Origin of the sequence: Streptosporangium sp. LJ11 (assembly GCF_051918945.1) — a bacterium.
GTDB lineage: Bacteria > Actinomycetota > Actinomycetes > Streptosporangiales > Streptosporangiaceae > Streptosporangium.
Genome location: NZ_JBPXMB010000032.1, coordinates 62,853 through 86,993, shown reverse-complemented (window position 1 = coordinate 86,993; position 24,141 = coordinate 62,853). Strand labels below are relative to the sequence as shown.

Here is a 24,141-nt window from a genome sequence, read left to right as displayed (position 1 = left end):
AGTCGCGCGACAGCAGCATTCGACATACCGTCAGCGCACGCCAGAACGATCCGAGCCCGCTCGGCCGCTCTCCGGTCCCACGACCCCGCCCGACGCACCAACTCGGCACGCTCGTCCTCAGACAGCGAGATCACCACGGCAGAAGGTCCAGGATGCGACACCCGAAAATGGTAGCAACTTACCCTCTGGACTTGCGGCGCATCATACTAGAGGGCAGGGAGGGTCGGATCGGATGAGGTAACCGGTCTGGAGCCTGCTCGTTTTGGGTGGGGCGCTGCGCTGGGCTAAACGGTGGCTGTCGGCCGGTTCTCCCCGGGGTCTGGGGTGGTCGTCGCGGCCCGAATTATGGCGGTCGGCTCCGCGACCCTCAAGGCCACGAGGTTCTCGCTGCGCTCGCCCCGTGGCCTTGACCGCCGCAATCGCCGACCGCCTTTCGGGCCACCACGACGACCACGCGGCCCGAAACGAGGAAATGAATCTACGTTGTAAAGGGGTGGGAGTGCGCCGTCCCCCGCCCGTCATGGTGTGGGACGGAAGTGAGGCGGGGAACGGCGCGCTCGGTGTCGTCGTTAGGCGCTGAAGCTTCCGGAGGTGGGCGGGACGTGTGAGCCGTAGCCGGGCTTGACGGTCAAGACCGGGGTGAGGCATAGCGGATCGTTGTACACCTGGATGTCACCGTCGGTCTGGTTGTTCAGCTGATGGGCTCCCAGGGGCAGGGTGTGGCAGCCGGTGGGGTCGTTCCAGGTGGTCAGTTCTTGGAATTCGGTGCTGAAGACGACGACCTGGCCGGTGGCGGCCTGGGCGGCAGTGGCGGTGCCCAGTAGGGCGAGGGCGGCGACTGCGCCGGTGAGGACGGCGGCGCTCTTGTGGCGGTACTGCATGCGGTGCTCCTGATGTTTTCCCAGGAAGGGCAGGCCGTGTATCGGCGGTCTGGGGTTGTGGGGTGTCGGCGCCGTGCGGCCGCCCGCGGGCGGGCGGCCGCACGGCCGAGGGCGGGGGCGTTACGGTGCGGGGACCTCGCGGACCAGCTTCGAGGACCAGGGGCACCAGATCAGACCGGGCAGGAACGCGCCGCCCGCCTCGTCCAGGTGGTCTTCGACATAGGGGAGGGTGGCGTCGCACACCTCGATGGCGAAGTCGAAGAAGTCGACCGTGTCGGGGTTGTAATGGAAGCTCCACCGGGGGTTGTAGTCGGCGGGGCTCTTGACGATCCTGCCGAGGACGTGGGGCCTTTCGGTGGTGGCGCCGCTGATCAGGGCCCGGGCGTGCTGGATTTTGGCGGGGTCGGTGAGTTGGAGGACGCCGGTGGAGCGGGTGACGTCGGTGAACTCGAAGTAGGCGGTCTCCGCGGTGGTGGCGCGGTGGGTCGCCTTGGCCTGCTGGGCCTGGGCGGGGGCGGTGAGGGCGAGCGTCGCGACTGCCGCGAGGGCGGCGACCGCAGGAGTGATCCGTCGCATGGGTGTCTCCGTTACGTAGGGGGAATGTATCCGCTGGTGTTGTTCGAGGAGGTTGTCCGCCGGTCAGGTGTGCGGGGTTCAGAAGCCGGTCAGGGTTGCCGCGCCGTGCTCTGCGTCCTTTCAGGGCCCGGTGTAGGTCAGGACGGCGATCGCGGCGGGAAGCCGGAGTGGTTCATCCGGGCCAGCAGGTCGCCTTCGGCCTGGCCGGCCGGGGCGTCGGCGGTGGCGTGGATGGCGGGGTTGCCGCCCAGCACCAGGAGGTCGCCGACGTCGTTGGAGACCTCGGTGATCATGGTGATGAGCTCGCCCAGACCGGCCTCATGCAGCCGATCTTCATAAACGGTCCGGGGACGGTGTGGCAGCTCGGCCGCGATCAGCTTCCGGGTCTCCCGGCCGCGCGTGGCGGTGGTGACGAGGGCGAGGTCGGGGGTGATGCCGGATCCGGCCAGCCACCGGCCGGCGAGGGGCGCGTCCTTGCGGTCGCGCTCGGCCAGGGGCCGCTCGTGATCTTTCTCGTGGCTCACCTCGGCCTTGGCGTGGCGCACCAGGACGATCCGCCGGGGCGTGTCCGTCGTCATCGCCTTCTACCTCACGGGATGAGGATGTTGAAGCGCTCGTCGACGGGCCTGCGGTCGTGGTCGGCGACGACGACCCAGACGGTGTTGGTGCGGTTGCCGCATTCGGCGTGCGGATAGGACTGGGTGGTCACCACGCGGCCCCAGCCCCAAGCGTTGCCGACCGGGACGGTGTTGCGGACGTTGGGCAGCGCGGTGTGCACGCAGTAGACGCCTTGGCGGGCGCGGGTCACGCGATGATCCCGCGTGCGTGCTCGATCGTGCCGTCGCCGTTGATCAGGCCGGCCACGCGGGCGTACTGGGCGTCGGACGGTGCCGGGGCGGCCATCGCCGGGTTCGCCGCCGCGACGGTGAACGCGCAGGCGGCAAGGCCGCCGAGGGCCAGCGCGGCCAGACGCCGTTTGGCGGGGTCGAACATGATGTCCTCCTGAGGTGATCGCCCGGTCAGGGCGTGGTCAACGACCTCCTTATGATTACCGTAAGTAACTCTGAATGTGCAATAGGTAGTCAGGGGTGCTCGAATGGGCCCCATGTCCGGGGTGTCACTACGAGAACAGATGACTCTGCGTGACGACAAAGGCGTTGCGGGGTTTTGCGTTTTTCGCGCCCCTTTGCGTGTGGGCGCTTGAGGCCGACGGTGAGGAAGGACCTGACGGACCCTGCGCGGCGGCGTAGCGTCGAGGTATGGCCGAGGAGCAACAGGACCCGCCGATCTGCGGTACCTGCTTGGGCGCGGGCGGCGAATGGATCGACCGCAACGGCAGCGGCCCGAAGCAGAGCGTCTGGGTGGCGTGTACCGCGTGCGCGGGGACGGGGCGGCGATGAGCGACCCGATCACCTGCCCCGAATGCGACGGTGAGGGCGGCCAGCGGTTGGGTCGTCTGCGGATTGCGTGCCGGTTCTGCCATGGCCGGGGCTGGGTCGGTGCCGAGCACGAGCCCGCCGAACCTCCCCCGCCGCCTGCCGAGCCGCCGCCGGCGTGGGAGCACCGCATCTGGTCCGACTCCTCGGCCGCCGCCGTCCTGGGATGCCGCTACTGCCTGGGGTCGCAGACGGTGGCTCACCTGGATACGAGCACCCGCACGCTGGTGATGGCACCCTGCCGATGCCAGACGCCCGGGGACCTGTCGGCGAGCGCGTAGGAAACTGCGGTCATGTTCGGCCCTCAGCTCCGCAGCGCCGCTCCAGGACGTGACGACCGCTGCGCGCTACCGTGGTGATGTTGCACCGCCCGCACTCTGGTCCGGCAGCTGTGCGACCACCGCGACGAACACCTCGGTGCCGATGAGTGCTTTGGCCGCTGGCGGGGCGGTCCGGTAGCGGTCGAGTAGGACGGGTACACCGGCCAGGTACTGGGTGATCTTCCCGTCGACTGCTTTGGCCACGGCGCGGTCCAGTGTCCGGTAGGGGATCGGCTGTTCATGCATCGGCATAACCCTCGGCCGGATCACACGAATGGCAGCTGCGCCGTGATCGTGGTGGGCCCGCCAGCTGGGCTGGTCACGGTGAAACGGCCGTCCAGCGCGGCCACCCGTCGTGCCAGCCCTGACAGACCGTCGCCCGCCGGGTCCGCCCCGCCCACACCATCGTCGTGCACGCACACGACGACCATTGTGTCTTGTTCGCGAACCTCCACGGTGACCGCAGTGGCGCGGGCATGTTTGGCCGCGTTGGTCACCGCCTCGCTGGCCACGAAGTACGACGTTGTCTCCACAGCCACCGACTGGCGAGTAGGCAGCTCGCACACGACCTTGACCGGGATGCTGGAGCGCTCGGCCACGCCGGCCAGCGCGTCGGCGAGCCCGAGCGAGTCCAGCCCTGACGGGTAGATCCGCCAGGCCACCTCGCGGAGCTCGACCAGCGCCTGCTGTGCCTGCTCGTGTAGTTGGGCAAGCAGTTCGGGCCGTCCCCGGCGTGCCCGCCCGGCCAGCATAGCCAACGCCACCAGCCGCTGCTGCGGCCCGTCGTGCAAGTCCCGTTCGATCCGGCGCCGTTCGGCGTCGACGGCTGCCAGCATGCCCGCGCGGCTTTCGGTCAGCTCGGTGATGCGCCGCCGCAGCACCTCGGTGCGGTCGGGGCCGAGCAGGCGCTGTGCAAGCCGCCGCTCCAGCGCGTGCACGCCCACCAAGCTCGACAGGTTCAGAATCAGCAGTACCGTCCCTACCAGAGCTCCGTAGGCTAGCAGCGGCGCGGTCGGCAGCATGCCGTCGAACGGCAGCCCTCTCCCCCACGACCAGGCTAGGACTCCGGCCATCCCGGCGCCCCAGCCCAGCAAGGTGACGACAAAGCCGCCGAGGACACCGATCGGCACTCTGACCGCCAGGTAACGCGCCTCCCGCCCGTCTCCGCGAGCCGCATCGAGCCCCAGGGCGGCGGGGTCGAGCCGCAGGCGGCGGGCGTCAAGCACGGCCAGCCGCCGGGCTGTCTCCCGCACGGCGCTACGGCGGGCGAATGGCAGTGCCAGCAGGAGAAAGACGAGGTCAAGCAGGGCGGTGAAAGTTCCGAGGATCACCGCCCCCAGCAAGTGAAGTCCCTTAGCCATGGAGCACGATCACCAGATCCGCATCCGGCGCTCCGAGGGTCTCCAGCAGTTAATTAGACAGTTCATCATGCCTCGAAGCTATGGGGGTCACTCTAGGTTGAGAATGAGGCGCATGGCCGTTTCGAGGGTGTGGAAAACCACAGGTTCGGGCGGACGGGTGCCTTATTCCGCCGGATGAAAGACTCGGCCTACGGTTCCTGGTCTTTTCGGAAGATTGAGCCCATTTCATCCTGACGACACAGATCGCAGGGCTGCCGCGGATCCCGAGCCGGAAAGCGGCTGCCGTGTCGTGCTTGCTTACAGAGCGATGAGGCCGGCATGCGTCGGCTGAAACCCGCAGGCCCCGAAGTAGAAGTCCCTCACGTCATCATCGAAGTCGACGTGGAGCCATTCACACTTGGCTGCGCGAGCCTCTCTGACGGCGACGGCGATGAGTTCGGTCCCGACACCGTGCCGCCGGGCTCTTCCCGTCACGAGGGTGTCGAGGATGAAGGCATGGGCGGCGCCGTCCCATGCCACGTCGACGAAGCCGACGAGCTCGCCGTCCTCCGTTGCGCAGACCCATCCGAGGCTGTGCCGGTTGACCTGAGCCCACCAGTCATCCCTCAGGGGCGCATGGCCGAAGCCCTCTGCGTGCAGGGCGTTGATCGCCGTATTGCCGAAGTGGCCGCGCCACTCGTATGCAATGGTCACGGAGCGACCGTAGGAAGAGACCTGCGCCATCGGCAATGAGTTTTCGGTGATCACGTCCCAACCCGGCAGCGCAGGTCGCGGGCCCGGTGCGGACCGCCGGACGTGATGCCGAAATAGAAAGCCTCTGGTAGAAGGGTTGTCGACCAAGATCAACCATCACGCCAGAGGCTCGTGTGCTGTTCTATCGTGCTGCGCTGCCGTTGTCACCCCGGACCTTGACCTACCTCGCCGGCGTGATCCGCCGTCACCGAGCCGCGATCAACTCGGCCTGGCGCAGACTCAACCCCGGCCGACAAGCCCTGCTTGTCTTGGTCTACCTGCGCAAAGGTGAGACGTTTGCTGAGATAGCCGCAGGGTTCGGCATCGGTACGGCCACCGCCTGGCGCTACGTCCGCGAGACCGTCGCCCTGCTCGCCCAACGCTCACCCACCCTCGATCAGGCACTGCGGACGGCCAAACGCGCCGGATATGCCTTCGTCGTGCTGGACGGCACGCTCATCCCCATCGACCGGGTGGCCGCCGACCGGCCCTACTACTCCGGTAAACACAAGATGCACGGCATGAACATCCAGGTTCTCGCCGCCCCGGAACGGCACTCCGCTCTGGACTTCCGGTTCCCTACCCGGTTCGGTCCACGATCTCAAGGCGATCCGAATCTGGGGTCTCATCCGCCAACTACACGCCAGCGGACTCATCGCCTTGGCCGACAAGGCTTACGTCGGTGCAGGTCAACGCGTGCTGGTGCCGTACAAGGGCCGAGGCAAACCCCAGTCACAGAAGACGGCCAACTCCGCCCACGCCAAGCTCCGCGGCCCCGGCGAGCGAGCGAATGCCGTGCTGAAAACCTGGCGCATCCTGCGGAAACTCCGGTGCTGCCCTCTTCGCGCAGGCCAGTTGGTCAAAGCCATCCTCACCCTTCAAATGCGCGAAGCAGGATGAAAAACGTTCATTGTGCGGCGTCCCACGGCGGTTAGCGATCCTGCTCCTCGACGGTGTTGATCTGCGCAAACGCTCTACTTTGCGGCCGGTGACAAGGACCCGAGCGGAGGGCCGAGATGGACGAGCAGTTCACGGACCCGCCACCGTCGGTGGTCCCGCCAGGACTGCAACACCACGCCCAGTCGCGCGTGCCACGCCTCGTTGCCGTGGTCCGGGTCGGCGCCCAGCACGTGGACCCGGCCGGCGAAGCGTCTCCGAAAGCCTTCCAGAATCTCGATCCTAGTGGTCTTGCCCGCTCCGTTCGGCCCGAGCAGGGCCACCGCCTCGCCCTGGTACACCCGCAGATCCACCCCGTGCAAGACATCGGTGCTGCCGTACCGCATCCGCAGCCCCGAGGTTTCTATGACCGCCGGACCCGCTTTGCTTGCGGTGCTCATTGTGCGCCCTCTCCGTCGTGAACGGGCTCGGTGTGGAGCGGAAGCGGCCGCTCCACACCGAGCGAGTTTTCCGACATGGTCGAGAGGGCGACGATCGGAGAATCTGCCTTACGAAGTCGCCCACTCCGGTTGCCACTGGAGCTGTAAATTCGGCGGTGACAACGGTTCAGCCGTTCAGCGGGTACAGGTGATCAAGCAGGTGAACGGCCGTGGCTCGATCGCCGGTTTCGGCACCGAGGTCGTCAGGTCCAGATAAAAACATCAAAGAGCGGCAGGCCCTCACTAGTCTGAAAAGGAAAAAACCATCCGGTTGCTTCGGCGAAGTCGCCCAGCTCAGTGACGGCCGGGGCCTCGTACTTCGTGTTCATCTTGTGACACCTTTCTTCTCGATGGTCGTTTTCTGGTCCGACGCCGCTCCGTCACGGCTTGACCGAGACGGTGGCGCCGCGTCTGCGGGCACGGTGAAGAACGTTCGGAGGTACGTGTTGTCCACGGGTTCGTCGACCACCTGACCGTCGGCCTCGACCCAGGCGTGTGCGGCGAATGGGGGAGTGGCGACCACGCCGACACACCAGGTCGGCCAGGTGCCGCGTGACCGGCACAGCAGCAGTACCGAGATCGAGCGGACAAGGCACGCCGAGCGCCCTCGGCAGCGTGGGCTTGCCGTGAGGATCTGATCCCGTGCTAGTTTGGCCTCCGCATAGCTCGCCGGGCGGGCTCCCGCCACCAGCCTGCCGAACAACCGGCGCAGTCGTTTCGGTGGCTTGCGGCTGAGGACCCTAGCGGCGGGAATGACAAGCCCGATGAGAAGCCTGTTGGGCAGGGAAATCCGTGTCGGGGCGTCCGGAATCACATAGCTCATTCCAGAACTCCCAGCTTCCGCAAGTGATCCAACAGCATCTCGACATCGGAACGCGCCGTGCTGTGGTCTATGTTGAATTCTGCCGCGAGCCGTTCGGCTGCTTCGTCGGTGTCGCCCCCGCGTTCGAAGGTGTCGAGCACGAGGGAGGCGCTCGGATTCGTGTGGAAGTAGCGTCCGGTGGTTTCATCGAGAAGCACGTCGCCGTAGTCGGTGTGCACTCGCGACATCCCGTCTCTGATGGAGAAGGTTGCCATCGCTGTTCCCCTCAGGCCGTCTTGGTTCCGTAGGCTTCCTGGTCGCGGGTCTGGTTGCGCAGGAACAGCGCCGTGAAGAGGGCTGGTGTGAAGTGTGCCGGTGGCATGGCCTTCGGGTCCGGCCGGGTCGTCTCGACCAGCTTGGCCATGTCGATCAACCCTAGAGCTGGCAAGCCTGAACTTTCGCAGAGCGTGAGGAGCTCCTCGTAGTGGGCGCTGAAGCCACGCACCGCCTGCGCCGCTCCGCCGACCTTCGAGGAACGGCGCAGAAACTCGTCCGGCAGCAGACCCCGCATAGCGGCCTTCATCAACGGCTTCCACTCCAGCGGGGACACCCGTTCCTCGCGTCGTACGGTCAGGACGGCCTCGGCGACCTGGTCATCGAACAGTGGAGCGTCGTGGGCGACGCCGGCGCGATGGCCGAGCTGGTGGAAACCGCGTACCACCGGAGCGGCGTCCCTCAGCATGGACAGCTCCATGTGAGCAGCCCGGTCGGGCCCGAGAGGCTCGGCCGTGCTGGCGATGTCGCGGAGTTTCACGATGAGCGCGTCGCGGGCGTGGACGGACAGCCACGGCGGCAACTCCAGCGCAGGCGACCAGTCACTGATGCGTGGCAGCTCGAGAGACTGCGTACCCTCGAGCGCGGTTGTGATGATCCCCTGCAGCCACGAACGGTATGAGCCGCTGGTCAGCAACTCGCGTAGGGTGTCGCGGATCCGCAAGCCTTCGGATAAGTGCAGCGCTCGCGCCCTGCGCCAAGCCAGCAGTGGCCGAGTGCGGAACAGGGAGTGCTCGTAGGACGCCATACCGCGCAGCAGATGGTCGCCCCCGAGCCCGTTGAGATGGGTGGTGATTCCCCGGGCGGCATCGTCCCAGAGATAGCCTGTGACCCGTGGCCCTGTCATCGCGGCCTGGCTGGGTACGTCCAGTCGATCGCGCATGTCCAGGAGCCCGCCGAAGAAGTCGGGCATGTCATCGCTCGACTCCACGACGTGCTCTCGCACCCCCGGCATGCTTGGCAGAGCCGTGCGCGCCCACTCGAGATCCTGCATCCCGCCAGGGTCCGGCCAGTACGTCGTCCTGGCGAGGACCCCACCAGCGCCTCGCGCCGCGAAGTAACATAGCGGCGTGCTGTCCATTCCGCCAGAGAGGTCGCAGGCGACCAGGCCTCCCGACTCGGTGCGAGCCTGGACCGCCGCCTCCATCGCCGCTCGCAGGTGCCGCGCACCCTCGGCCCGGGACAACATCGGCTCGGGGCGCCGCCACCACGTGCCGGTGGTCCAACCACGGCCGTCGCGGTCCACTGTGACGTAGTCCTCCGGCGCGACTAGACGCAGTCCTTGCCACAGCGGGGTTTCCCCGAACGGGTGGGGCAGTGACAGCATCAGCCGTAGCGCCAGCGCGATCTCGTCTATCGGCAACCCGCCAAGCTCGGCCAGCACGTCCGCCCGGTCGGAGACCACCCGCACGCCGTCGACCAGCGCGTGGAAGACGCGGCGTGTGCCTATGGCCGAGCCCTGGGCGTAGACCAGGCCTCCCAACGAGCCGACGACGCAGTAGTTGCCAGCGAACCGAGCGGAGACTCCCGTCATGTCGCCCACTGATCGGAGATCGTCGCTCACTCGGCCGAGTTGTGCGGTGGTGACGGCGGTCGAGCCGACCAGCGCCAGCCGATGAGGGCCGGCGTCATGCACCACGACCTGGGCTGGAGGCAGGGATCCGAGTAGCCACGGGCGGCCCGACGGGTGATTCGCAAGCACATTGAAGGCCGACTCCACCCGATCCGCCACCGACCTGGCCGCGTCGTTGTCAGGCAGCGCCAGAAAAGACCACGTGTCTGTCGCGACCGTCAGATGCACGGCATCTTCCCCACGTACCAGTGGCTAGGAGTTCCGGTCATTTTGGTTTCTCCTAGGGTCTGCGGAATGAGAGATTCGGCGTCGCCTGAAAGCGATGCCGATGTCCCGTACGGATTCCGGCATTGCACCAATGCTGCATTCTCCCTCGAGATTTGATCATGCGCTCCAAATATTGCATGATCGGCCATTTAGATGTCAATAAGCATCTTGTTGGGTTATGTTCCAATTCGCGTGAAGCGATCACGTAGTCTCGCTAGAGGTGAGATGATCTTGGTTTGTGAGGTGCCCAAGAGCTTCCGGACAACTCGTCAATGGGGTGACCGGAAGGAAGCAGTAGTCGAACGTGCCCTTGAAGCAGCAGCAGACCTGGCATCGCCGCAGCGATAACCGCTACCATCTGCCAGGCTCTATAGCCGATCGGAAGCGGTTGCGACAGACTGCGGCGCATACGCCGTCACCCTCCGAACAAGTCGGCGCGAGAGCCAACTGCTCCCGCGTTACCCCAGCCCGCCACCAACGGGGTCGACGGTTCGGAGCGCGTATCAAGCAAACGATCAAAAATTAACCATAGAACCTTTGCGGATGCAATATGTGCAAGTGTGGATAAGTAGGGTGAAAATTTCGGGTTTGAAAATGTGACATATCGAACCTGTAGCCTTACGTTGACACTCGGTTGCCAAAGGGGGTGAGCCGAAAAGATCACGCAGAGAAAGGGGTCCTGACTCTTGGTGCACTCCGGGCGCCCCACTTCTGCGCTTCTTTAAAAACGCAGCTCATATCCCGTAGGGCATAGTGGCGTCCAAGAAAACGCGACGAAAAGGCGACGGAGGGCGAGCCGGACCGGGGGCTTTTGGGATGCCTCAAAGTCGGCGCGGATCACCTGTTGCGGGGGGAAGATCGCGTCGGCCAGGCCAAGGTTCGATGTGATTTGGAACACTGAACCTTTTTCATCCCGCCGAGGACCGCTGTCCGATCACAGTATGATCGAGAACCTGGCGTTCGCCTGACGAAGCAAGAGAGCCCCTGGTAGACGGGTTGATCACCACAACCATCACCGTCACAACCAGGAGCGGTCACGTCCAGCGAAGTGGTGTATGAGTTGATCTTCGCGTGATCCTGTTTCTGCAGGTTAAGCGGTAAGTGTCTGCGGAATGGGATTGTGCTGCGGTGTGTCGTCGACGATGACGCGCATCCGGGTCTTGGCCAGCACGTCCAGTCCCATGTAGCGGCGGGCCTCGGTCCACTCATCACTCTGCTCGGCCAAAACCGCACCGACGAGGCGGACGATCGAGCCGCGGTCGGGGAAGATCCCCGCCACGTCGTTGCGGCGGCGGATCTCCTTGTTCAACCGCTCTTGAGGATTGTTCGACCAGATGGGGTCCCCGTAGCAAACAGCGAAAATCCAACGGATATAGCTCTGAACTGCGGTTACTGAGGTTTTTAGGACGGTTGTTGATCTCTTCGGCTACGGTTCGTCGTGGTTCGTGTGTTCTGTGACGTCCGGGGTGGTTGATGTCGACGCGGTTCCTGTCTGATGAGCAGTTGGAGCGTCTATGGTCGTTCCCTGACATTGGGCGTGAGGAGCTGAACAAGTACTTCACGTTGACGCCGCGTGAGCACGGGTTCCTGGACGGACCGGGCCGCGGTCCAGAGGCCAGGTTGGGGCTGGCCGTTCAGCTCTGTACGTTGCCCTGGCTCGGCTATATCCCCGATGACCTCCTGGAGATTCCGCAGGTGGCGTTGCTGCGGTTGGCGGGCCAGATGGCGGTGTTCCCCGGGATGCTGGAGGCATACGACCGGTCGACGCGGAAGCGGCCTCAGACCCGTAGCGATCACCTGAAGCTGGTGATGAAGTACCTGACGTGGAAGAACCCCAAGCCGGGCAGTATCCAGTGGAAGGAACTGGAGCAGTTCCTCCTGGACCGGGCAATGGAGCACGACACCCCGAGTCTGTTGTTCCAGCAGGCGGTGGAGCACCTGCAGGCTGCCCAGGTGGTGCGGCCTGGTGCGGTCACGCTGATGGAGTTGGTGACCGCCGCCCGGAACGCGGCGGCAAAGCTGACCACCCAGAAGGTCGGGCATCTGCTCACCAGGCCGATGCGGTCGGACCTAGACCGGCTGCTCGTGGAGGACCTGGAGATCGGGACGTCCAGGCTGCGATGGCTGACGACGCCGGCGGCGGAGGCGTCCGCCCCGGCGATCGGGGTGTCGATCGACAAGCTGATGTACCTGCGGGCGATGGACGCCCACCAGCTCGATTTGTCGATGCTGCCCCGGGAGCGGCGCCGATTCCTGGCCACGATGGCTCGCCGTTCCACGGTACAGGGCCTGAAACGGCGGGAGGAGCGCCGCTATCCGATCTTGCTAGCCCTGGTGGCCCAGTCTGCGGTCGACCAGCTGGACGAGGTCATCGCGTTGTTCGACCAGGCGGTATCGGCCCGGGAGTCCCACGCGAAGGCCAAGACGGACGAGGCACTCGCCGAGCGGGCCAAGAAGGGCGAGGCCCGCCAGTTGCTGATGGGTGTGATCCTGCCGGTCTTGGTCGACCCGGGCATCGACGACGACCAGGTCGGCGGGATCCTGCGGGAGCGGATCGGGATGGATAAGCTCCGCGAGGTCTCGGCGATCAACTGGAAGCCGCTCCCTCGCGACCACGGCCGCCTTGCCGCGCTGGAGGCCTCCTACACCTACCTGCGCCGCTTCACCCCGAAGGTGCTGTCCACGGTCGACTTCCACGGCGGGCCTGGCGCCCAGGACCTGATGACCGCGTTGAGGATGTTGAAGGAGTTGAACCGGACCGGCGGCCGGAAGGTCCCGGCCGGGGCGCCGACGTCGTTCGTGCCGGCCAGGTACGCCGACTACCTCGCCAAGGCCCGCAAGGCGGGAGACGACACGGCGTTTCGGCACTACTGGGAGCTGTGCGTGGTTCTCGCCCTGCGCGACGGCTTGCGGTCAGGGGATGTGTTCGTCCCGGGCTCGCGCCGGTACGCCGATCCCGGGACGTACCTGTTCACGCCGGAGCAGTGGGAGGGCAAGCGGGCGGAGTTCTGCCAGCTCGTCCGCAAGCCCGCAGGCGTGGGCGAGGCGATCGACCACGTCAAGGAAGAGTTTCACCAGGCCCTCGAAACACCAACCCGGGCTCACCGTTCCGTTCCTACCAGACCCCATAGTCCAGGGTCGGTGAGGTCGCCGCGTGCCGCGTGGATCCACTCCGTCCAAGCCGCACATCACAACGCCACCGGCCCACCGGCGAATCCTGACCTGGGAAAACGCTCTTATGAGGCGCATCGGAGCGGAAAGTCACGGTAAGCCGCTCAACTCAGCTCTGCTACCGGGACTTTTCGTTCCGATGCTCGTCATGCCCCTAGGCGTACTTGGCGAGCTGGTAGAGCAGTTCGGCCTTGGTCCGGTCGCTTTGGGGCCTGCCATCGGGGGCTGGGTGGAGTCTAGGAGGTGTCCACGAGGACGGTAACCCGAGATCACCACCTCCCCGCCGAGCCGGGCGACCAGCTCCCGGCTGGGCCGGACCCCGGCCCAGCCGGCGAGGATGGTGGCCGACTAGATCGTGCCGGTCGCCTGGTTGATCGGTCCCGGGATGCCCGCCACGGTCCGCCGCACCGAACCGGCCGGGACCCCCGCCCGGTCCAGCATCTCGATGACCAGGACCGCCGCCCGGTCGAGGGCCTTGCTCGCCGAGGCGTCCACGTCGAGAAGCACCGTCCTCTCGGCGACGATCTCCTGCGCGGTCGAGGCGAGCGCCGCCGAGATGTGCCGGTGCCCGAAGTCGATTCCGACGAGGTGCCCCGGAAGACGACGCGGCGACAGGGGTCGGTAAGAATCGTGTCACCAGGCCCAAACGAGCACGTTCGCCCAGCTCAGCCGGGCTGAGTGCACAGAACAGAACGTGCCTTCTGTAGGTCGGCGCCCTTCACTGACGAGGCACTGAGCAGGCATAACGCCAACGCATGTACCTGGTTGCACCAGTCTTGCGTCGCCGCAGCTCCCCCGCGAAGGGCTGGACAGCCCTCGTCCTCGTCCGCGGGAAGCGTCCACGGACGACCGCGCCACCGTGCAGACGCGCGAGATCATCCGTGGACGATCGCACAGCGGTAAGGGAATGGGAGCGCGGTGTGTTTCTGGCGTATTCCGGCCGCCCCCGTGGTGGAACCAGGGGGTCGTCATCAGCGCGGCAGCCGTCGTAGCCGAGCAGGGTGGCGAACACCGCGCGCGGCTCGGCCAGGTCGCGGCGCGGACCGAGCTGTCGTTGCGAACCAGCTGGCGGGGCGATGAGTTTCCAGATCGTCGTGGGTTGTAGTGCTGACGGACGTACCAACCCGAAGGGATGCCCATGTCCACCGATGAAGAGCAGATCCGAACCTTGATCGAGCGCTGGGCCCAGGCGGTCCACGATGGCGACCTGGAAAGGGTCGTCGCCGACCATAGCGAGGACATCGTGATGTTCGACGTGCCGCCGCCACATGAGGGGGTGCGCGGTGTCGAGGCTTACCGGAAATCGTGGCCGCCGTTCCTCCGGTGGCAGGCGCAAGGAGCCTTGTTCGAGATCGTGTCGCTGGACGTCACCGCCGGCGACGACGTCGCCTTCGCCCAGGCCCTGCTGCGCTGCGGCATGCCCGACGACGACCCGGACCGCCGGCTGCGGCTGACCCTCGGCCTGCGCAAGGAGGGCGGCCGCTGGGTCGTCACCCACGAACACCACTCGTTCCCGATCACGGATGTGGGAGCGGCCGAGCAAGAGGTGCGGCTGGTGCACCAACGGTGGTTCGAGGCCAGCGCGGTCAAGGACCTAGACCACATGATGGCCGCCATCGCCCGCGACGTCGTCTCGTACGAGCATGAGGCGCCGCTACAGTACGAGGGCGTGACGGCGGTGCGCCAGGTCTGCGCACGCGGCCTTGAGGCGTCCGCCGAAGTGAGCTGGGACGTCCCCGACCTGAAGGTCCTGGTCAGGGAGGACCTCGCGGTCGCCTGGGGGCTCAACCGGATCCGCAACAACCAGGACTTCGAAACCTGGTCACGCGGGACCCGGGTGTTCGAACGGCGAGGCGGCACGTGGGTGATGATCCATCAGCACGTCTCCTTCCCGTTCGACCCACGCACCGGCGAGGCGAAGACCGACCTGCGCCCGTAACCCCGATCGTGAGGGAAGGCCCGGCCGCCTCGTGAGCACAGCGTGCCCGGAGGCGACCAGCCGCCCCCCGCCCGCCGTAGCGCCGCCCCGTTGTGCCTGGCCCAGGCCGCCGATCGCCGGCTGCCGCGGGCCAGGCCCTTGGCAGATCACGAGGACAGACACATGTGCGCAGGCAGTACTCAGGAAACGCTGCTGGAGGCGGCGCGAGCGGGAGACCCCATCGCCTTCGAACATCTGGTGGATCCCTACCGGGCCGAGTTGCGCGCCCACTGCTACCGCATGCTCGGCTCGGTACACGACGCTGAGGACATGCTCCAGGAAGCCCTGATCCGCGCGTGGCGCGGACTGGCCCGCTTCGACAACCGCGGCCCGGTGCGCCCGTGGCTGTACAAGATCTGCACGAACAGGTGCCTGACGCTGCTCGAACAGCGCCACCGCCGAGAGCTGCCGACCGACCTCACCCCGGGCACCGCACCGATGGCCGAGACGGTCTGGCTCGAACCTTACCCCGGCGCGGCCACGCAAAGTCCCGAGGCCCGGTCCGTGGCGCGGGAGGGCGTTGAGCTGGCCTTCGTCGCCGCGCTGCAGCACTTGATGCCCCGCCAGCGTGCGGTCCTGGTGCTCCGGGAGGTTCTGCAATTCTCCGCGGCCGAGACCGCGGACCTGCTGGACACCACGGTCACGTCGGTTAACAGCGGACTGCAGCGGGCCCGCGCCGTCGTCGGTGACCGCCTTCCGGAGCCGGGCAGGTCGGTGGATGAGGGCGAGGTCCGCAAGGTTGCCGCGCGATACGCGAGCGCGTGGGAGCTCGGCGATGTTGATGCCATCGTGTCCATGCTGACCGAGGACGCCAAGTACTCCATGCCGCCGCAGCCCGAATGGTTCCAGGGCCGTGCCGCGATCCGGGCGTTCCTGCTGAACGGGCCGTTGACCAGGCGCTGGCGTATGCTTCCCACGCGGGCGAACGGGCAACTGGCCTTTGGCACGTACATGTGGGACGCCGGCCGGGCGGCATACACGTCGGCCGGGCTGGACGTGCTCACGCTACGGGGCACGAGGATCGCCGAGGTGGTTTCGTTCCTCACCGCGGACCTGCCGCGATTCGGCCTACCGAGCGAGCTCGTGGACTGATCCGCCCCGAAGCGCCTGCCGGTCGGCGCGGTCATCGGCGATAGCCGCCGCAGCGCGGTTGCGAACTGAACGTCAGGTGATCCTGACAGGCAGTATGAAGGCGTGCCCGCGAGCGACCATCTCGACCTCGGCGACAAAGTCGCGTCGATCACCGGTGCGCTGGCCGCGATCGCCGCCCTCCTCATCAGCCTCTCCTCGCGCGCCCCGGACCGCCGCCCGCGCCCGCACGGCCGCCGATCACCCCTGGGGGCGGCGCTCCTGGCAGCCGCCGTGAAAGCCTGGGCGAGTTGTGCGCTTGCCACACCAGTGGATGTTACGCCCGGGTCGGCGAGGAGATGAACGAGGCCGCGGTGGGCCACAGCCCCGAGCCGGCTCCCGTGAGCGCTGCGGCGGCAGCTCGAACAGCGAGCAGGGCTGAAAGCAGTGCCTCTGACACGGTCGGCATCCGGTGCGGCATGTTCCCCCATGGCGACAGCCTGCGGCGTATTCACCGGGCGGCCGGTCACGTACGTGTTGCGACTCTCGGCCGGGCGGGGTGAGGTTTCCCGGTTACCATCCCGAAACCTCACCCCAGAAACTCGAAAGCCCTGACGTGTCTACCGAACCGGGGCAACTCCAACCCGGTCGTACTGCTCAAGCATCCCGGGGAACACCGCCATCTGGCCCGCCAAGCGCAGCAGCGCCGCCTGCGGGATCCCCAGGAGGTCGTCGGGGATGTAACCGAGCCACGGCAGCGTGCACAGCTGAACGGCCAGCCCCAGCCGAGCCTCCGGACCCCGGCCTGGCGCGTCCAGGAACCCATGCTCGCGCGGCGTCAACGTGAAGTACTTGTTCAGCTCCTCGCGTCCGATGTCCGGGAACGACCGCAGACGCTCCAACTGCTCATCCGACAGGAACCGCGTCGACATCAACCACCCCGTACGTCACGGAACACACGAACCATGACGAACCGTAGTTGAGGAGATCAACAACCGTCCCGAAAACCCGAGTAACCGCAGGTAAGACTCATATCCGTTGGATTTCCGCTGTTTGCTACGGGGACCCCCAGATCTGCCGCCAGATCTCCCGGGGGAAGGCGGCGAAGGCCAGGAGTTCTTCGCGGGCGGCGTCCAAGTGCTCGCACGCGGCCGGATACTTGGCCTCCAGCGCGTCGATCACCCAGGTGTGCTGAGCCCGCACCGCTTCACTGGTGGGCTGGTCGAAGATGGTGCGCACCAAGGTCGCCACCCACGGCTGCGCCGATTTGAGGACGGTGGTCAGCTTCTCACGCAGCTCCGCGTTCTCCCGCTCCAGCTCCCGGATCCGCGCCCGCTCCGGCCCGGGAACCAGCCGCTGCTCGTCGTGGGTGCTCACGATCCGATGCCGGTTCACCCAGCTGCCCAGAGTGCTGGCGTTGATGTCGAACTCCCGCGCCACCGACGCGACCGTCCGCTCGCCCTCCAGCACCATGCGGACGGCTTCTTCCTTGAAACACCTCAATGCGACACAGGGGAAGTGTGCGGTGACGTTCCGCTCAAATGGTCAGGTCTCCGGCCCGCCCGGGCAAGCCTGCTCTCGGACCGTGCTCGACGGCGCTCATTTCGTACGGGTCGCGGCATGTCCGGATGTGGACGCGGGCGAGAGCCTTGCCGCGAGCCGCTACTCCCCGGATAACCCCGGATGGGGCAGGGCCAACGCCGGAAAAACTTCCCGGATAAGAAGCAGCGGGAGCCCGAAGGGCGACCTCGAGCGCCAACGACAAGATCAACGGTGGTGGCGACGGCTAGGCCGGCAACCTGGTCGACGACTGGGATGGTCGCCCGGTCGACAACCGCATTGCTGATTGGGGTGGCGCCGGAGCCGGCAACGTGGGAGCGATCCGGCCCGGCCTGGAGCCGGGATCGGTGGCGACCGCCGCGGAAGTGGCGCTGGCCGCGTTCGGCACGCACCTCGATCGGTGCGCCTTGGCGAAGAACACGGTGACTGCTCACCGGCGCCGGGCACTGGCCTACCGCGACCGGTTGCCCGCACGCGAACGCGTTCGTCGACCTGGTCGGTGCCGAAGAATGCCAACGCCTGAGTGTTTTCGTCGTCCTCGGCCTCGCGGCGTCCCGTGACGACTCCGCGGGCGGGGCTTGTGGCGCATCCGTGACGACTTCGGGGCGACTTCGCGGCGACTCCGGGAAGGGGCCCGGGGAGATCCGCGCCAGATGGATGGAACCCGCGCTGAGCGGATGGCACGGGCGGCGGCGTCCGTCGTACCTTTTCACCAGGCGCCGCTCGATCGTTCCCCCGCTTCCTCGAAGCCTCCTCAAGGCTTCCCCGAAGCCTTCGGATCCTCTTTGAAAGGACACGTCACCATGCGCAGAATCCTCGTCGTCGGCGCCGGTCAGGCGGGCCTCCACCTCGCCCTCGGCCTGCTGCGGAACGGCTACGACGTCACCGTCGTCTCCAACCGGACCCCGGAGGACATCCGGGGCGGCCGGGTCATGTCCAGCCAGGCCATGTTCGGCACCGCCCTCGGCCACGAGCGTGACCTCGGCCTGGATCTGTGGGCGGACGGCTGCCCGCCGATCGACGGGATCCAGTTCGCGGTGGCCGGGCCCGGCGGTGACCCGGCGATCCGCTGGGCCGCGCGGCTCGACACCCCCGCCCGCTCGGTCGACCAGCGGTTGAAGATGCCCGCCTGGATGGCCGAGGTGGAGCGGCTCGGCGGGAAGATCGTCATCCACGACGCGACCGTGGAGGATCTGGAGGACTACGCCGCCCAGTACGACCTGGTCCTGGTCGCGGCGGGCAAGGGGCCGATCGCCTCGCTCTTCGAGCGGGACGCGCCGCGCTCGCCGTACCGCGCCCCGCAGCGGGCCCTCGCCCTCACCTACGTCAACGGCCTCGCGCCGCGGCCCGACTACTCCGCGGTGTGCTTCAACGTGATCCCCGGGGTCGGCGAGTACTTCGTGTTCCCCGCCCTCACCGTCACCGGCCCCTGCGAGATCATGGTGTTCGAGGGTGTCCCCGGCGGGCCGATGGACTGCTGGGCCGATGCCGGCACCCCGGCCGAGCACCTGGCCATGAGCAGGCGGATCCTGGAGACGTTCCTGCCGTGGGAGGCCGAGCGCGCCGCGGGCGTCGAGCTCACCGACGAGGGCGGCGTCCTGTCCGGCCGCTTCACCCCGGTCGTGCGCAGGCCGGTGGCGACGCTGCCGTCGGGCGCCCAGGTCCTGGGCGTGGCGGACGTGGTCGTGCTCAACGACCCGATCACCGGGCAGGGCTCCAACAACGCCGCCAAGTGCGCGGCCTCCTACCTGTCCGCCATCCTCGAGCGCGGCGAGCGGCCGTACGACGCGGCGTGGATGGAGCGGGTCTTCGAGCGCTACTGGCTGGACGCCCGGCACGTGACCACCTGGACGAACGCGCTCCTCGCGCCCCCGCCGCCGCACGTGCTGGAGATCCTCGGCGCCGCGGGCGGGCTGCCCGAGGTGGCCTCCCGCTTCGTCAACGGCTTCGACGACCCGTCCGACTACGCCGGCTGGTTCCTGGACCCGGCCGGCGCGGCCGAGTACCTGGCCCGGGCCGGGAAGTGAGGGGACGTCATGAGATCCCTGCGCGAGGCCCTCGGGCAGTTCGCCACCGGGGTGGCGGTGGTCACCGCCGCCACCTCGCGGGGTGACCGGCTGGGCGTGACCGTCAACTCCTTCACCTCCGTCTCGCTCGACCCGCCGCTGGTCCTGTGGTGCCTGTCCCGGCGCGCTCCGAGCGCGCCGGCCTTCGCCGAGGCCGGGCGGTTCGCGGTCAACGTCCTGGCCGCCGGCCAGGAGCACCTGTCGCGGCGGTTCGCCACGCCGCTGCCCGACAAGTTCGCCGGGGTGGAGACCCGTCTCGCCCCGGGCGGGGTGCCGGTGCTCGCCGGGACCGTCGCCCACTTCGCCTGCCGCGCGGTGGCCACCTACGACGGGGGCGACCATCTGATCTTCGTCGGGGAGGTCGAGCACTTCCGGCGGGAGGAGGGCGAGCCGCTGATCTTCCACTCGGGGAACTACCGGGCCTTCTCCGCGCCGGACCGTGAGATGGCGCTCTGCGAACCCGCCAGGTGATTAGGGCGGGCGGGGCGGGGTAGGGCCCGGGTGTGACACGGGGGAGAGGGATCTCCCGCTGGCCGGTGATCCGGCAGCTCATGGGAGAGGACGCCAGGGGCGACGCCGCGCGCTCGGCGCGCACCGACGCGCTGCGGCCCCGCACCGAGGAGGCCGACAGCGTCGCGCGGTCGATCTGCCCGTACTGCGCGGTCGGCTGCGGCCAGCTGGTCTACGTCAAGGACGGCCGGGTCACCCAGATCGAGGGCGACCCGGACTCGCCCATCTCGCGCGGGCGCCTGTGTCCCAAGGGCTCGGCGAGCAAGCAGCTGGTCACCCATCCCGGCCGGCAGACGCGCGTCCTCTACCGGCGGCCGCACGGCACCGACTGGGAGCCGCTCGACCTCGAGACGGCGATGGACATGATCGCCGACCGGGTGGTGCGGACCCGCAGGGAGACCTGGCAGCAGGAGTTCGAGGGCAGGACGGTCCGGCGCACCATGGGCATCGCGAGCCTGGGCGGGGCGACGCTGGACAACGAAGAGAACTACCTGATGAAGAAGCTCTACACCGCCCTCGGCGCGATCCAGGTGGAGAACCAGGCCCGTATTTGACACTCCTCCACCGTCCCCGGTCTGGGGACCAGCTTCGGGCGTGGCGGTGCCACGGACTTCCAGCAGGATCTGGCCGAGTCCGACTGCATCGTCATCCAGGGCTCCAACATGGCCGAATGCCATCCGGTGGGGTTCCAGTGGGTGGTCGAGGCGAGGGCGCGCGGGGCGAAGGTGTTCCACATCGACCCGCGCTTCACCCGCACCAGCGCGATCGCCGACCGCCACCTGCCGATCCGCGCGGGAAGCGACATCGTGCTGCTCGGCGCGCTGATCAACCACGTGCTCGCCAACGAGCTGGACTTCCGCGAGTACGTGCTGGCCTACACCAACGCCTCGACGATCATCTCCGAGGACTTCAGGGACACCGAGGACCTGGACGGGCTGTTCTCCGGCTTCGACCCCGAGACGCGCGCGTACGACCCGTCGAGCTGGGCGTACGAGGGCGGCGAGGGCAGGGTGGAGGAGGCGGCCGGCGGCGAGCACGGTGAGCACCTGGAGGGCGGACCCCGGCACGCCGAGGCGGCGGGCCCGGAGCAGTACGGCTCCGGCGGCGCCGCCGCGCCGTCGAGGCCGCCCATGGACCCGACGCTGCGCCACCCGCGCTGCGTCTACCAGATCCTGCGGCGGCACTTCGCCCGCTACACCCCGGAGACGGTGGCGGAGCTGTGCGGCATCTCGCGGGAGAGCTTCGCCGAGCTGGCCGAGGCGATCACCGCGAACTCGGGCAGGGAACGCACCACCGCCTGGGCGTACGCGGTCGGCTGGACCCAGCACACCGTGGGCGCGCAGTACATCCGCACGGCCTCGATCCTGCAGTTGCTGCTGGGCAACATCGGCCGCCCCGGCGGCGGCATCATGGCGCTGCGCGGCCACGCCAGCATCCAGGGCTCCACCGACATCCCCACCCTGTTCAACCTGCTGCCGGGGTACCTGCCGATGCCGCACGCCCACCGGCACGAGGGGCTCGACGACTACCTGGCCAAGGCCGGGGCCGACACCGGCTTCTGGGGCAGGAAGCGCTGCTACATGGTGAGCCTGCTCAAGGCGTGGTGGGGCGACGCCGCAACCGAGGAGAACGACTTCCGCTTCGACCACCTGCCGCGCCTGACCGGCGACCACGGCCACTTCACCACCGTGATGGGACAGATCGACGGCACCGTGAAGGGCTACTTCGTGGTGGGGGAGAACCCGGCGGTCGGCTCCTCGGGCGGCCGGGCCCAGCGCCTGGGCCTGGCCAACCTCGACTGGCTGGTGGTGCGGGACCTGACCCTGGTGGAGACGGCCACGTTCTGGAAGGACGGCCCCGAGCTGGAGACCGGGGAGACGCGCACCGAGGACATCGCCACCGAGGTGTTCTTCCTGCCCGCCGCGAGCCACGTGGAGAAGGACGGCACCTTCACCAACACGCAGCGGCTGCTGCAGTGGCGGGAGAAGGCGCTCGAGCCGCCGGGCGACTGCCGCAGCGACCTGTCGTTCTACTACCACCTGGGCAAGCGGATCAGGCGGCTGATGACCGGCGACGAGATCGACCGGCCGGTCCGCGAGCTGACCTGGGACTACCCCGAGGAGGGCGAGCACGCCGAGCCGTCGGCGCGGGCGGTGCTGCGCGAGATCAACGGCACCGGCCCCGACGGGCGGGCCCTGTCGGCCTACACCGAGCTCGAGCCCGACGGCTCCACCCGGTGCGGCTGCTGGATCTACTGCGGGGTGCACGCCGACGAGGTCAACCAGGCGGCCCGGCGCAGGCCCGCCGGCGAGCAGGACAGGGTCGCGCCCGAATGGGGCTGGGCCTGGCCCGCGAACCGGCGCCTTCTGTACAACCGGGCCTCCGCCGACCCCGAGGGCCGCCCGTGGAGCGAGCGCAAGGCCTACGTGTGGTGGGACCCCGACAAGGGAGAGAGGGGGGAGTGGACCGGTCTCGACGTGCCGGACTTCGAGAGGGACAAACCGCCCGGCTACCTGCCCCCGGAGGGCGCCCTGGCCGAGGCCGCGCTGGCCGGGACCGACCCGTTCATCATGCAGCCCGACGGCAAGGGCTGGCTGTTCGCCCCGGCGGGCCTGGCGGACGGGCCGCTGCCCGCCCACTACGAGCCGCACGAGTCGCCGGTGCGCAACACGCTGTACGGGCAGCGGGCCAACCCGGCGCGCCGGACCTACCGGCGTCCCGAGAGTCCCTACAACCCGCCGGGCTCGCCGCGTTTCCCGTACGTGCTCACGACCTACCGGCTCACCGAGCACCACACCGCGGGGAGCATGAGCCGGCCGCTGGCCTACCTCGCCGAGCTGCAGCCGGCGCTGTTCTGCGAGGTGTCGACGGCGCTCGCCGCCGAGCTGGGGCTGGTCAACGGGGGCTGGGCGACGATCGTGACGTCCCGTTCCGCGATCGAGGCCCGCGTCCTGGTGACCGGGCGCGTCCGCCCGCTGCGCCTGCAGGGCAGGACGGTCCACCAGATCGGCCTCCCCTACCACTGGGGCTGGGGCAGCGGCGGCCTGGTGACCGGCGACGCCGTCAACGACCTGATGCCCCTCGTACTCGATCCGAACGTCTACATTCAGGAGAGCAAGGCCATGACCTGTGACCTGCGGCCGGGCAGGCGTCCTGTGGGCGGGGCGCTGCTCGACCTGATCGAGGAGTACCGCGATGGCTGAGCGGATGGGGTTCTTCACCGACACGAGCATCTGCATCGGGTGCAAGGCCTGCGAGGTCGCCTGCAAGGAGTGGAACGACGTCCCCGACGACGGGTTCGTCTTCCGCGCCACCTCCTACGACAACACGGGCGGCCTGGGGGCCGACACCTGGCGCCACGTGGCCTTCATCGAGCAGCCGGGCGGCGGGAACGGCCAGGAGGGCACACAGGAGGGCACACAGGAGGGCATCGAGGGATGGCTGATGTCGTCGGACGTGTGCAAGCACTGCACGCACGCCGCCTGCCTGGACGTCTGCCCGACCGGGGCGCTGTTCCGCACCGAGTTCGGCACGGTGGTGGTGCAGGCCGACGTCTGCAACGGCTGCGGCTACTGCGTGCCCGCCTGCCCGTACGGAGTGATCGACCGCAGGGAGCGCGACGGCCGGGCGTTCAAGTGCACGATGTGCTACGACCGCCAGCTCGGCGGGCTGGAGCCGGCCTGCGCCAAGGCCTGTCCCACCGACTCCATCCAGTTCGGGCCGCTGGACGAGCTGCGGGCCCGCGCCGAGGAACGGGTGGAACGGCTGCACGGCGAGGGCAGGCCGCAGGCCCGCCTGTACGGGGCGAGTCCTGACGACGGCGTGGGCGGGGACGGGGCCTTCTTCCTGCTGCTCGACGAGCCCGAGGTGTACGGCCTGCCGCCCGATCCGGTGGTCACCACCAGGGATCTGCCCGCCATGTGGCGCTGGGCGGCCGGGGCGGCGCTCTCCTTGGCCGGAGTGGTGGCGGTGTCCTTCCTGGGCGCGGGAAAGGGCCGGTGATGGGCGGGTCCGGGATCCCTCCCGGCCGGTGTCTTCTCGCCGGGGGCGGGGAGACACCGGTGACGCGCCCGTCCGGGGGCCGCGTGGACGGCCATGGGCCGGGACGGGAACAAGGACGGGGACAGGGGC

21 protein-coding genes and 5 pseudogenes are annotated in these 24,141 nt (G+C 68.1%); 8 read left to right on the top strand and 18 right to left on the bottom strand.

Annotation, left to right across the window (positions count from 1 at the left end; all coding sequences use genetic code 11):
- Positions 1 to 569: 569 nt before the first annotated feature.
- From ACTOQ3_RS36580 to ACTOQ3_RS36545, 8 genes are all read right to left on the bottom strand, one after another.
- Positions 570 to 881, bottom strand: coding sequence for a hypothetical protein (locus ACTOQ3_RS36580; RefSeq protein ID WP_440088092.1), 312 nt, complete (start codon positions 879 to 881; stop codon positions 570 to 572).
- 120 nt (positions 882 to 1,001) lie between these two features.
- Entirely contained in the window at positions 1,002 to 1,457 is a 456-nt protein-coding gene (locus tag ACTOQ3_RS36575) for a BP74-related protein (protein WP_440088091.1), read from the bottom strand.
- Between the two features lie 137 nt (positions 1,458 to 1,594).
- The gene (locus tag ACTOQ3_RS36570) at positions 1,595 to 2,035 is read right to left on the bottom strand and encodes a SixA phosphatase family protein (RefSeq protein ID WP_440088089.1); all 441 of its coding nucleotides are present in this window, start codon (positions 2,033 to 2,035) and stop codon (positions 1,595 to 1,597) included.
- An 11-nt stretch (positions 2,036 to 2,046) separates the two neighbouring features.
- Entirely contained in the window at positions 2,047 to 2,265 is a 219-nt protein-coding gene (locus tag ACTOQ3_RS36565; protein WP_440088087.1) for a hypothetical protein, read from the bottom strand.
- On the bottom strand, positions 2,262 to 2,450 hold the full coding sequence (locus ACTOQ3_RS36560; RefSeq protein ID WP_440088086.1) for a hypothetical protein: 189 nt from the start codon (positions 2,448 to 2,450) through the stop codon (positions 2,262 to 2,264). The genes ACTOQ3_RS36565 and ACTOQ3_RS36560 overlap by 4 nt, the downstream gene beginning before the upstream one ends.
- Before the next feature lie 790 nt (positions 2,451 to 3,240).
- Positions 3,241 to 3,459, bottom strand: a complete 219-nt coding sequence (locus ACTOQ3_RS36555; protein WP_440088084.1) for a hypothetical protein — start codon at positions 3,457 to 3,459, stop codon at positions 3,241 to 3,243.
- Positions 3,460 to 3,479: 20 nt separating this feature from the next.
- Positions 3,480 to 4,556 (bottom strand): sensor histidine kinase, encoded by a 1,077-nt coding sequence (locus ACTOQ3_RS36550; RefSeq protein ID WP_440088082.1) that lies wholly within the window; start codon positions 4,554 to 4,556, stop codon positions 3,480 to 3,482.
- Positions 4,557 to 4,871: 315 nt separating this feature from the next.
- A complete protein-coding gene (locus tag ACTOQ3_RS36545; protein ID WP_440088081.1) occupies positions 4,872 to 5,267 on the bottom strand; it encodes a GNAT family N-acetyltransferase in 396 nt (131 codons plus the stop codon).
- A 173-nt stretch (positions 5,268 to 5,440) separates the two neighbouring features.
- Between ACTOQ3_RS36545 and ACTOQ3_RS36540 the strand changes: the two are divergent.
- Positions 5,441 to 6,206 (top strand): annotated as a pseudogene (locus ACTOQ3_RS36540) (transposase family protein).
- A gap of 110 nt (positions 6,207 to 6,316) precedes the next feature.
- Here the strand turns inward: ACTOQ3_RS36540 and ACTOQ3_RS36535 are convergent.
- The 6 genes and pseudogenes from ACTOQ3_RS36535 to ACTOQ3_RS36510 all read right to left on the bottom strand — a co-directional run.
- Positions 6,317 to 6,643 (bottom strand): annotated as a pseudogene (locus tag ACTOQ3_RS36535) (ATP-binding cassette domain-containing protein); the annotation flags it as partial.
- 242 nt (positions 6,644 to 6,885) lie between these two features.
- Entirely contained in the window at positions 6,886 to 7,011 is a 126-nt protein-coding gene (locus ACTOQ3_RS36530; RefSeq protein ID WP_440088080.1) for a lasso RiPP family leader peptide-containing protein, read from the bottom strand.
- Positions 7,008 to 7,505 carry a lasso peptide biosynthesis B2 protein gene (locus tag ACTOQ3_RS36525; protein ID WP_440088078.1) on the bottom strand — a complete coding sequence of 166 codons (498 nt, stop codon included), beginning with the start codon at positions 7,503 to 7,505 and terminating at the stop codon, positions 7,008 to 7,010. The genes ACTOQ3_RS36530 and ACTOQ3_RS36525 overlap by 4 nt, the downstream gene beginning before the upstream one ends.
- Positions 7,502 to 7,759: a lasso peptide biosynthesis PqqD family chaperone gene (locus ACTOQ3_RS36520; RefSeq protein ID WP_440088077.1), complete on the bottom strand. Its 258-nt coding sequence runs from the start codon at positions 7,757 to 7,759 to the stop codon at positions 7,502 to 7,504. Before ACTOQ3_RS36520 ends, ACTOQ3_RS36525 begins: the two co-directional genes overlap by 4 nt.
- 11 nt (positions 7,760 to 7,770) lie before the next feature.
- Positions 7,771 to 9,618 carry an asparagine synthase-related protein gene (locus ACTOQ3_RS36515; protein ID WP_440088076.1) on the bottom strand — a complete coding sequence of 616 codons (1,848 nt, stop codon included), beginning with the start codon at positions 9,616 to 9,618 and terminating at the stop codon, positions 7,771 to 7,773.
- A 1,129-nt stretch (positions 9,619 to 10,747) separates the two neighbouring features.
- Positions 10,748 to 10,993 (bottom strand): annotated as a pseudogene (locus ACTOQ3_RS36510) (transposase); the annotation flags it as partial.
- Between the two features lie 137 nt (positions 10,994 to 11,130).
- On the opposite strand from ACTOQ3_RS36510, the gene ACTOQ3_RS36505 reads away from it, so the two are divergent.
- A complete protein-coding gene (locus ACTOQ3_RS36505) occupies positions 11,131 to 12,927 on the top strand; it encodes a DUF4158 domain-containing protein (protein ID WP_440088074.1) in 1,797 nt (598 codons plus the stop codon).
- Positions 12,928 to 13,176: 249 nt separating this feature from the next.
- Here the strand turns inward: ACTOQ3_RS36505 and ACTOQ3_RS36500 are convergent, their stop codons facing one another.
- Entirely contained in the window at positions 13,177 to 13,335 is a 159-nt protein-coding gene (locus tag ACTOQ3_RS36500) for a hypothetical protein (RefSeq protein WP_440088073.1), read from the bottom strand.
- Between the two features lie 631 nt (positions 13,336 to 13,966).
- On the opposite strand from ACTOQ3_RS36500, the gene ACTOQ3_RS36495 reads away from it, so the two are divergent.
- Both ACTOQ3_RS36495 and ACTOQ3_RS36490 read left to right on the top strand, forming a co-directional pair.
- Positions 13,967 to 14,767, top strand: a complete 801-nt coding sequence (locus tag ACTOQ3_RS36495) for a nuclear transport factor 2 family protein (RefSeq protein ID WP_435434059.1) — start codon at positions 13,967 to 13,969, stop codon at positions 14,765 to 14,767.
- A gap of 162 nt (positions 14,768 to 14,929) precedes the next feature.
- Positions 14,930 to 15,898 (top strand): sigma-70 family RNA polymerase sigma factor, encoded by a 969-nt coding sequence (locus ACTOQ3_RS36490; RefSeq protein WP_440088071.1) that lies wholly within the window; start codon positions 14,930 to 14,932, stop codon positions 15,896 to 15,898.
- A 596-nt stretch (positions 15,899 to 16,494) separates the two neighbouring features.
- On the opposite strand, the gene ACTOQ3_RS36485 is transcribed toward ACTOQ3_RS36490, so the two are convergent.
- The 3 genes and pseudogenes from ACTOQ3_RS36485 to ACTOQ3_RS36475 form a co-directional block, all read right to left on the bottom strand.
- Positions 16,495 to 16,806: a DUF4158 domain-containing protein gene (locus ACTOQ3_RS36485; RefSeq protein ID WP_440088069.1), complete on the bottom strand. Its 312-nt coding sequence runs from the start codon at positions 16,804 to 16,806 to the stop codon at positions 16,495 to 16,497.
- 130 nt (positions 16,807 to 16,936) lie between these two features.
- A pseudogene (locus ACTOQ3_RS36480) lies at positions 16,937 to 17,167 on the bottom strand (transposase); the annotation flags it as partial.
- A gap of 6 nt (positions 17,168 to 17,173) precedes the next feature.
- Positions 17,174 to 17,377: pseudogene (locus ACTOQ3_RS36475) on the bottom strand (transposase); the annotation flags it as partial.
- Between the two features lie 860 nt (positions 17,378 to 18,237).
- Between ACTOQ3_RS36475 and ACTOQ3_RS36470 the strand changes: the two are divergent.
- From ACTOQ3_RS36470 to ACTOQ3_RS36455, 4 genes are all read left to right on the top strand, one after another.
- Positions 18,238 to 19,461 carry a styrene monooxygenase/indole monooxygenase family protein gene (locus tag ACTOQ3_RS36470; RefSeq protein ID WP_440088067.1) on the top strand — a complete coding sequence of 408 codons (1,224 nt, stop codon included), beginning with the start codon at positions 18,238 to 18,240 and terminating at the stop codon, positions 19,459 to 19,461.
- 9 nt (positions 19,462 to 19,470) lie between these two features.
- Positions 19,471 to 19,971 (top strand): flavin reductase family protein, encoded by a 501-nt coding sequence (locus ACTOQ3_RS36465; RefSeq protein ID WP_440088066.1) that lies wholly within the window; start codon positions 19,471 to 19,473, stop codon positions 19,969 to 19,971.
- Between the two features lie 80 nt (positions 19,972 to 20,051).
- The gene (gene fdh / locus ACTOQ3_RS36460; RefSeq protein WP_440088097.1) at positions 20,052 to 23,213 is read left to right on the top strand and encodes a formate dehydrogenase; all 3,162 of its coding nucleotides are present in this window, start codon (positions 20,052 to 20,054) and stop codon (positions 23,211 to 23,213) included.
- Positions 23,206 to 24,012: a 4Fe-4S dicluster domain-containing protein gene (locus ACTOQ3_RS36455; protein WP_440088064.1), complete on the top strand. Its 807-nt coding sequence runs from the start codon at positions 23,206 to 23,208 to the stop codon at positions 24,010 to 24,012. The genes fdh and ACTOQ3_RS36455 overlap by 8 nt, the downstream gene beginning before the upstream one ends.
- Positions 24,013 to 24,141 lie beyond the last annotated feature (129 nt).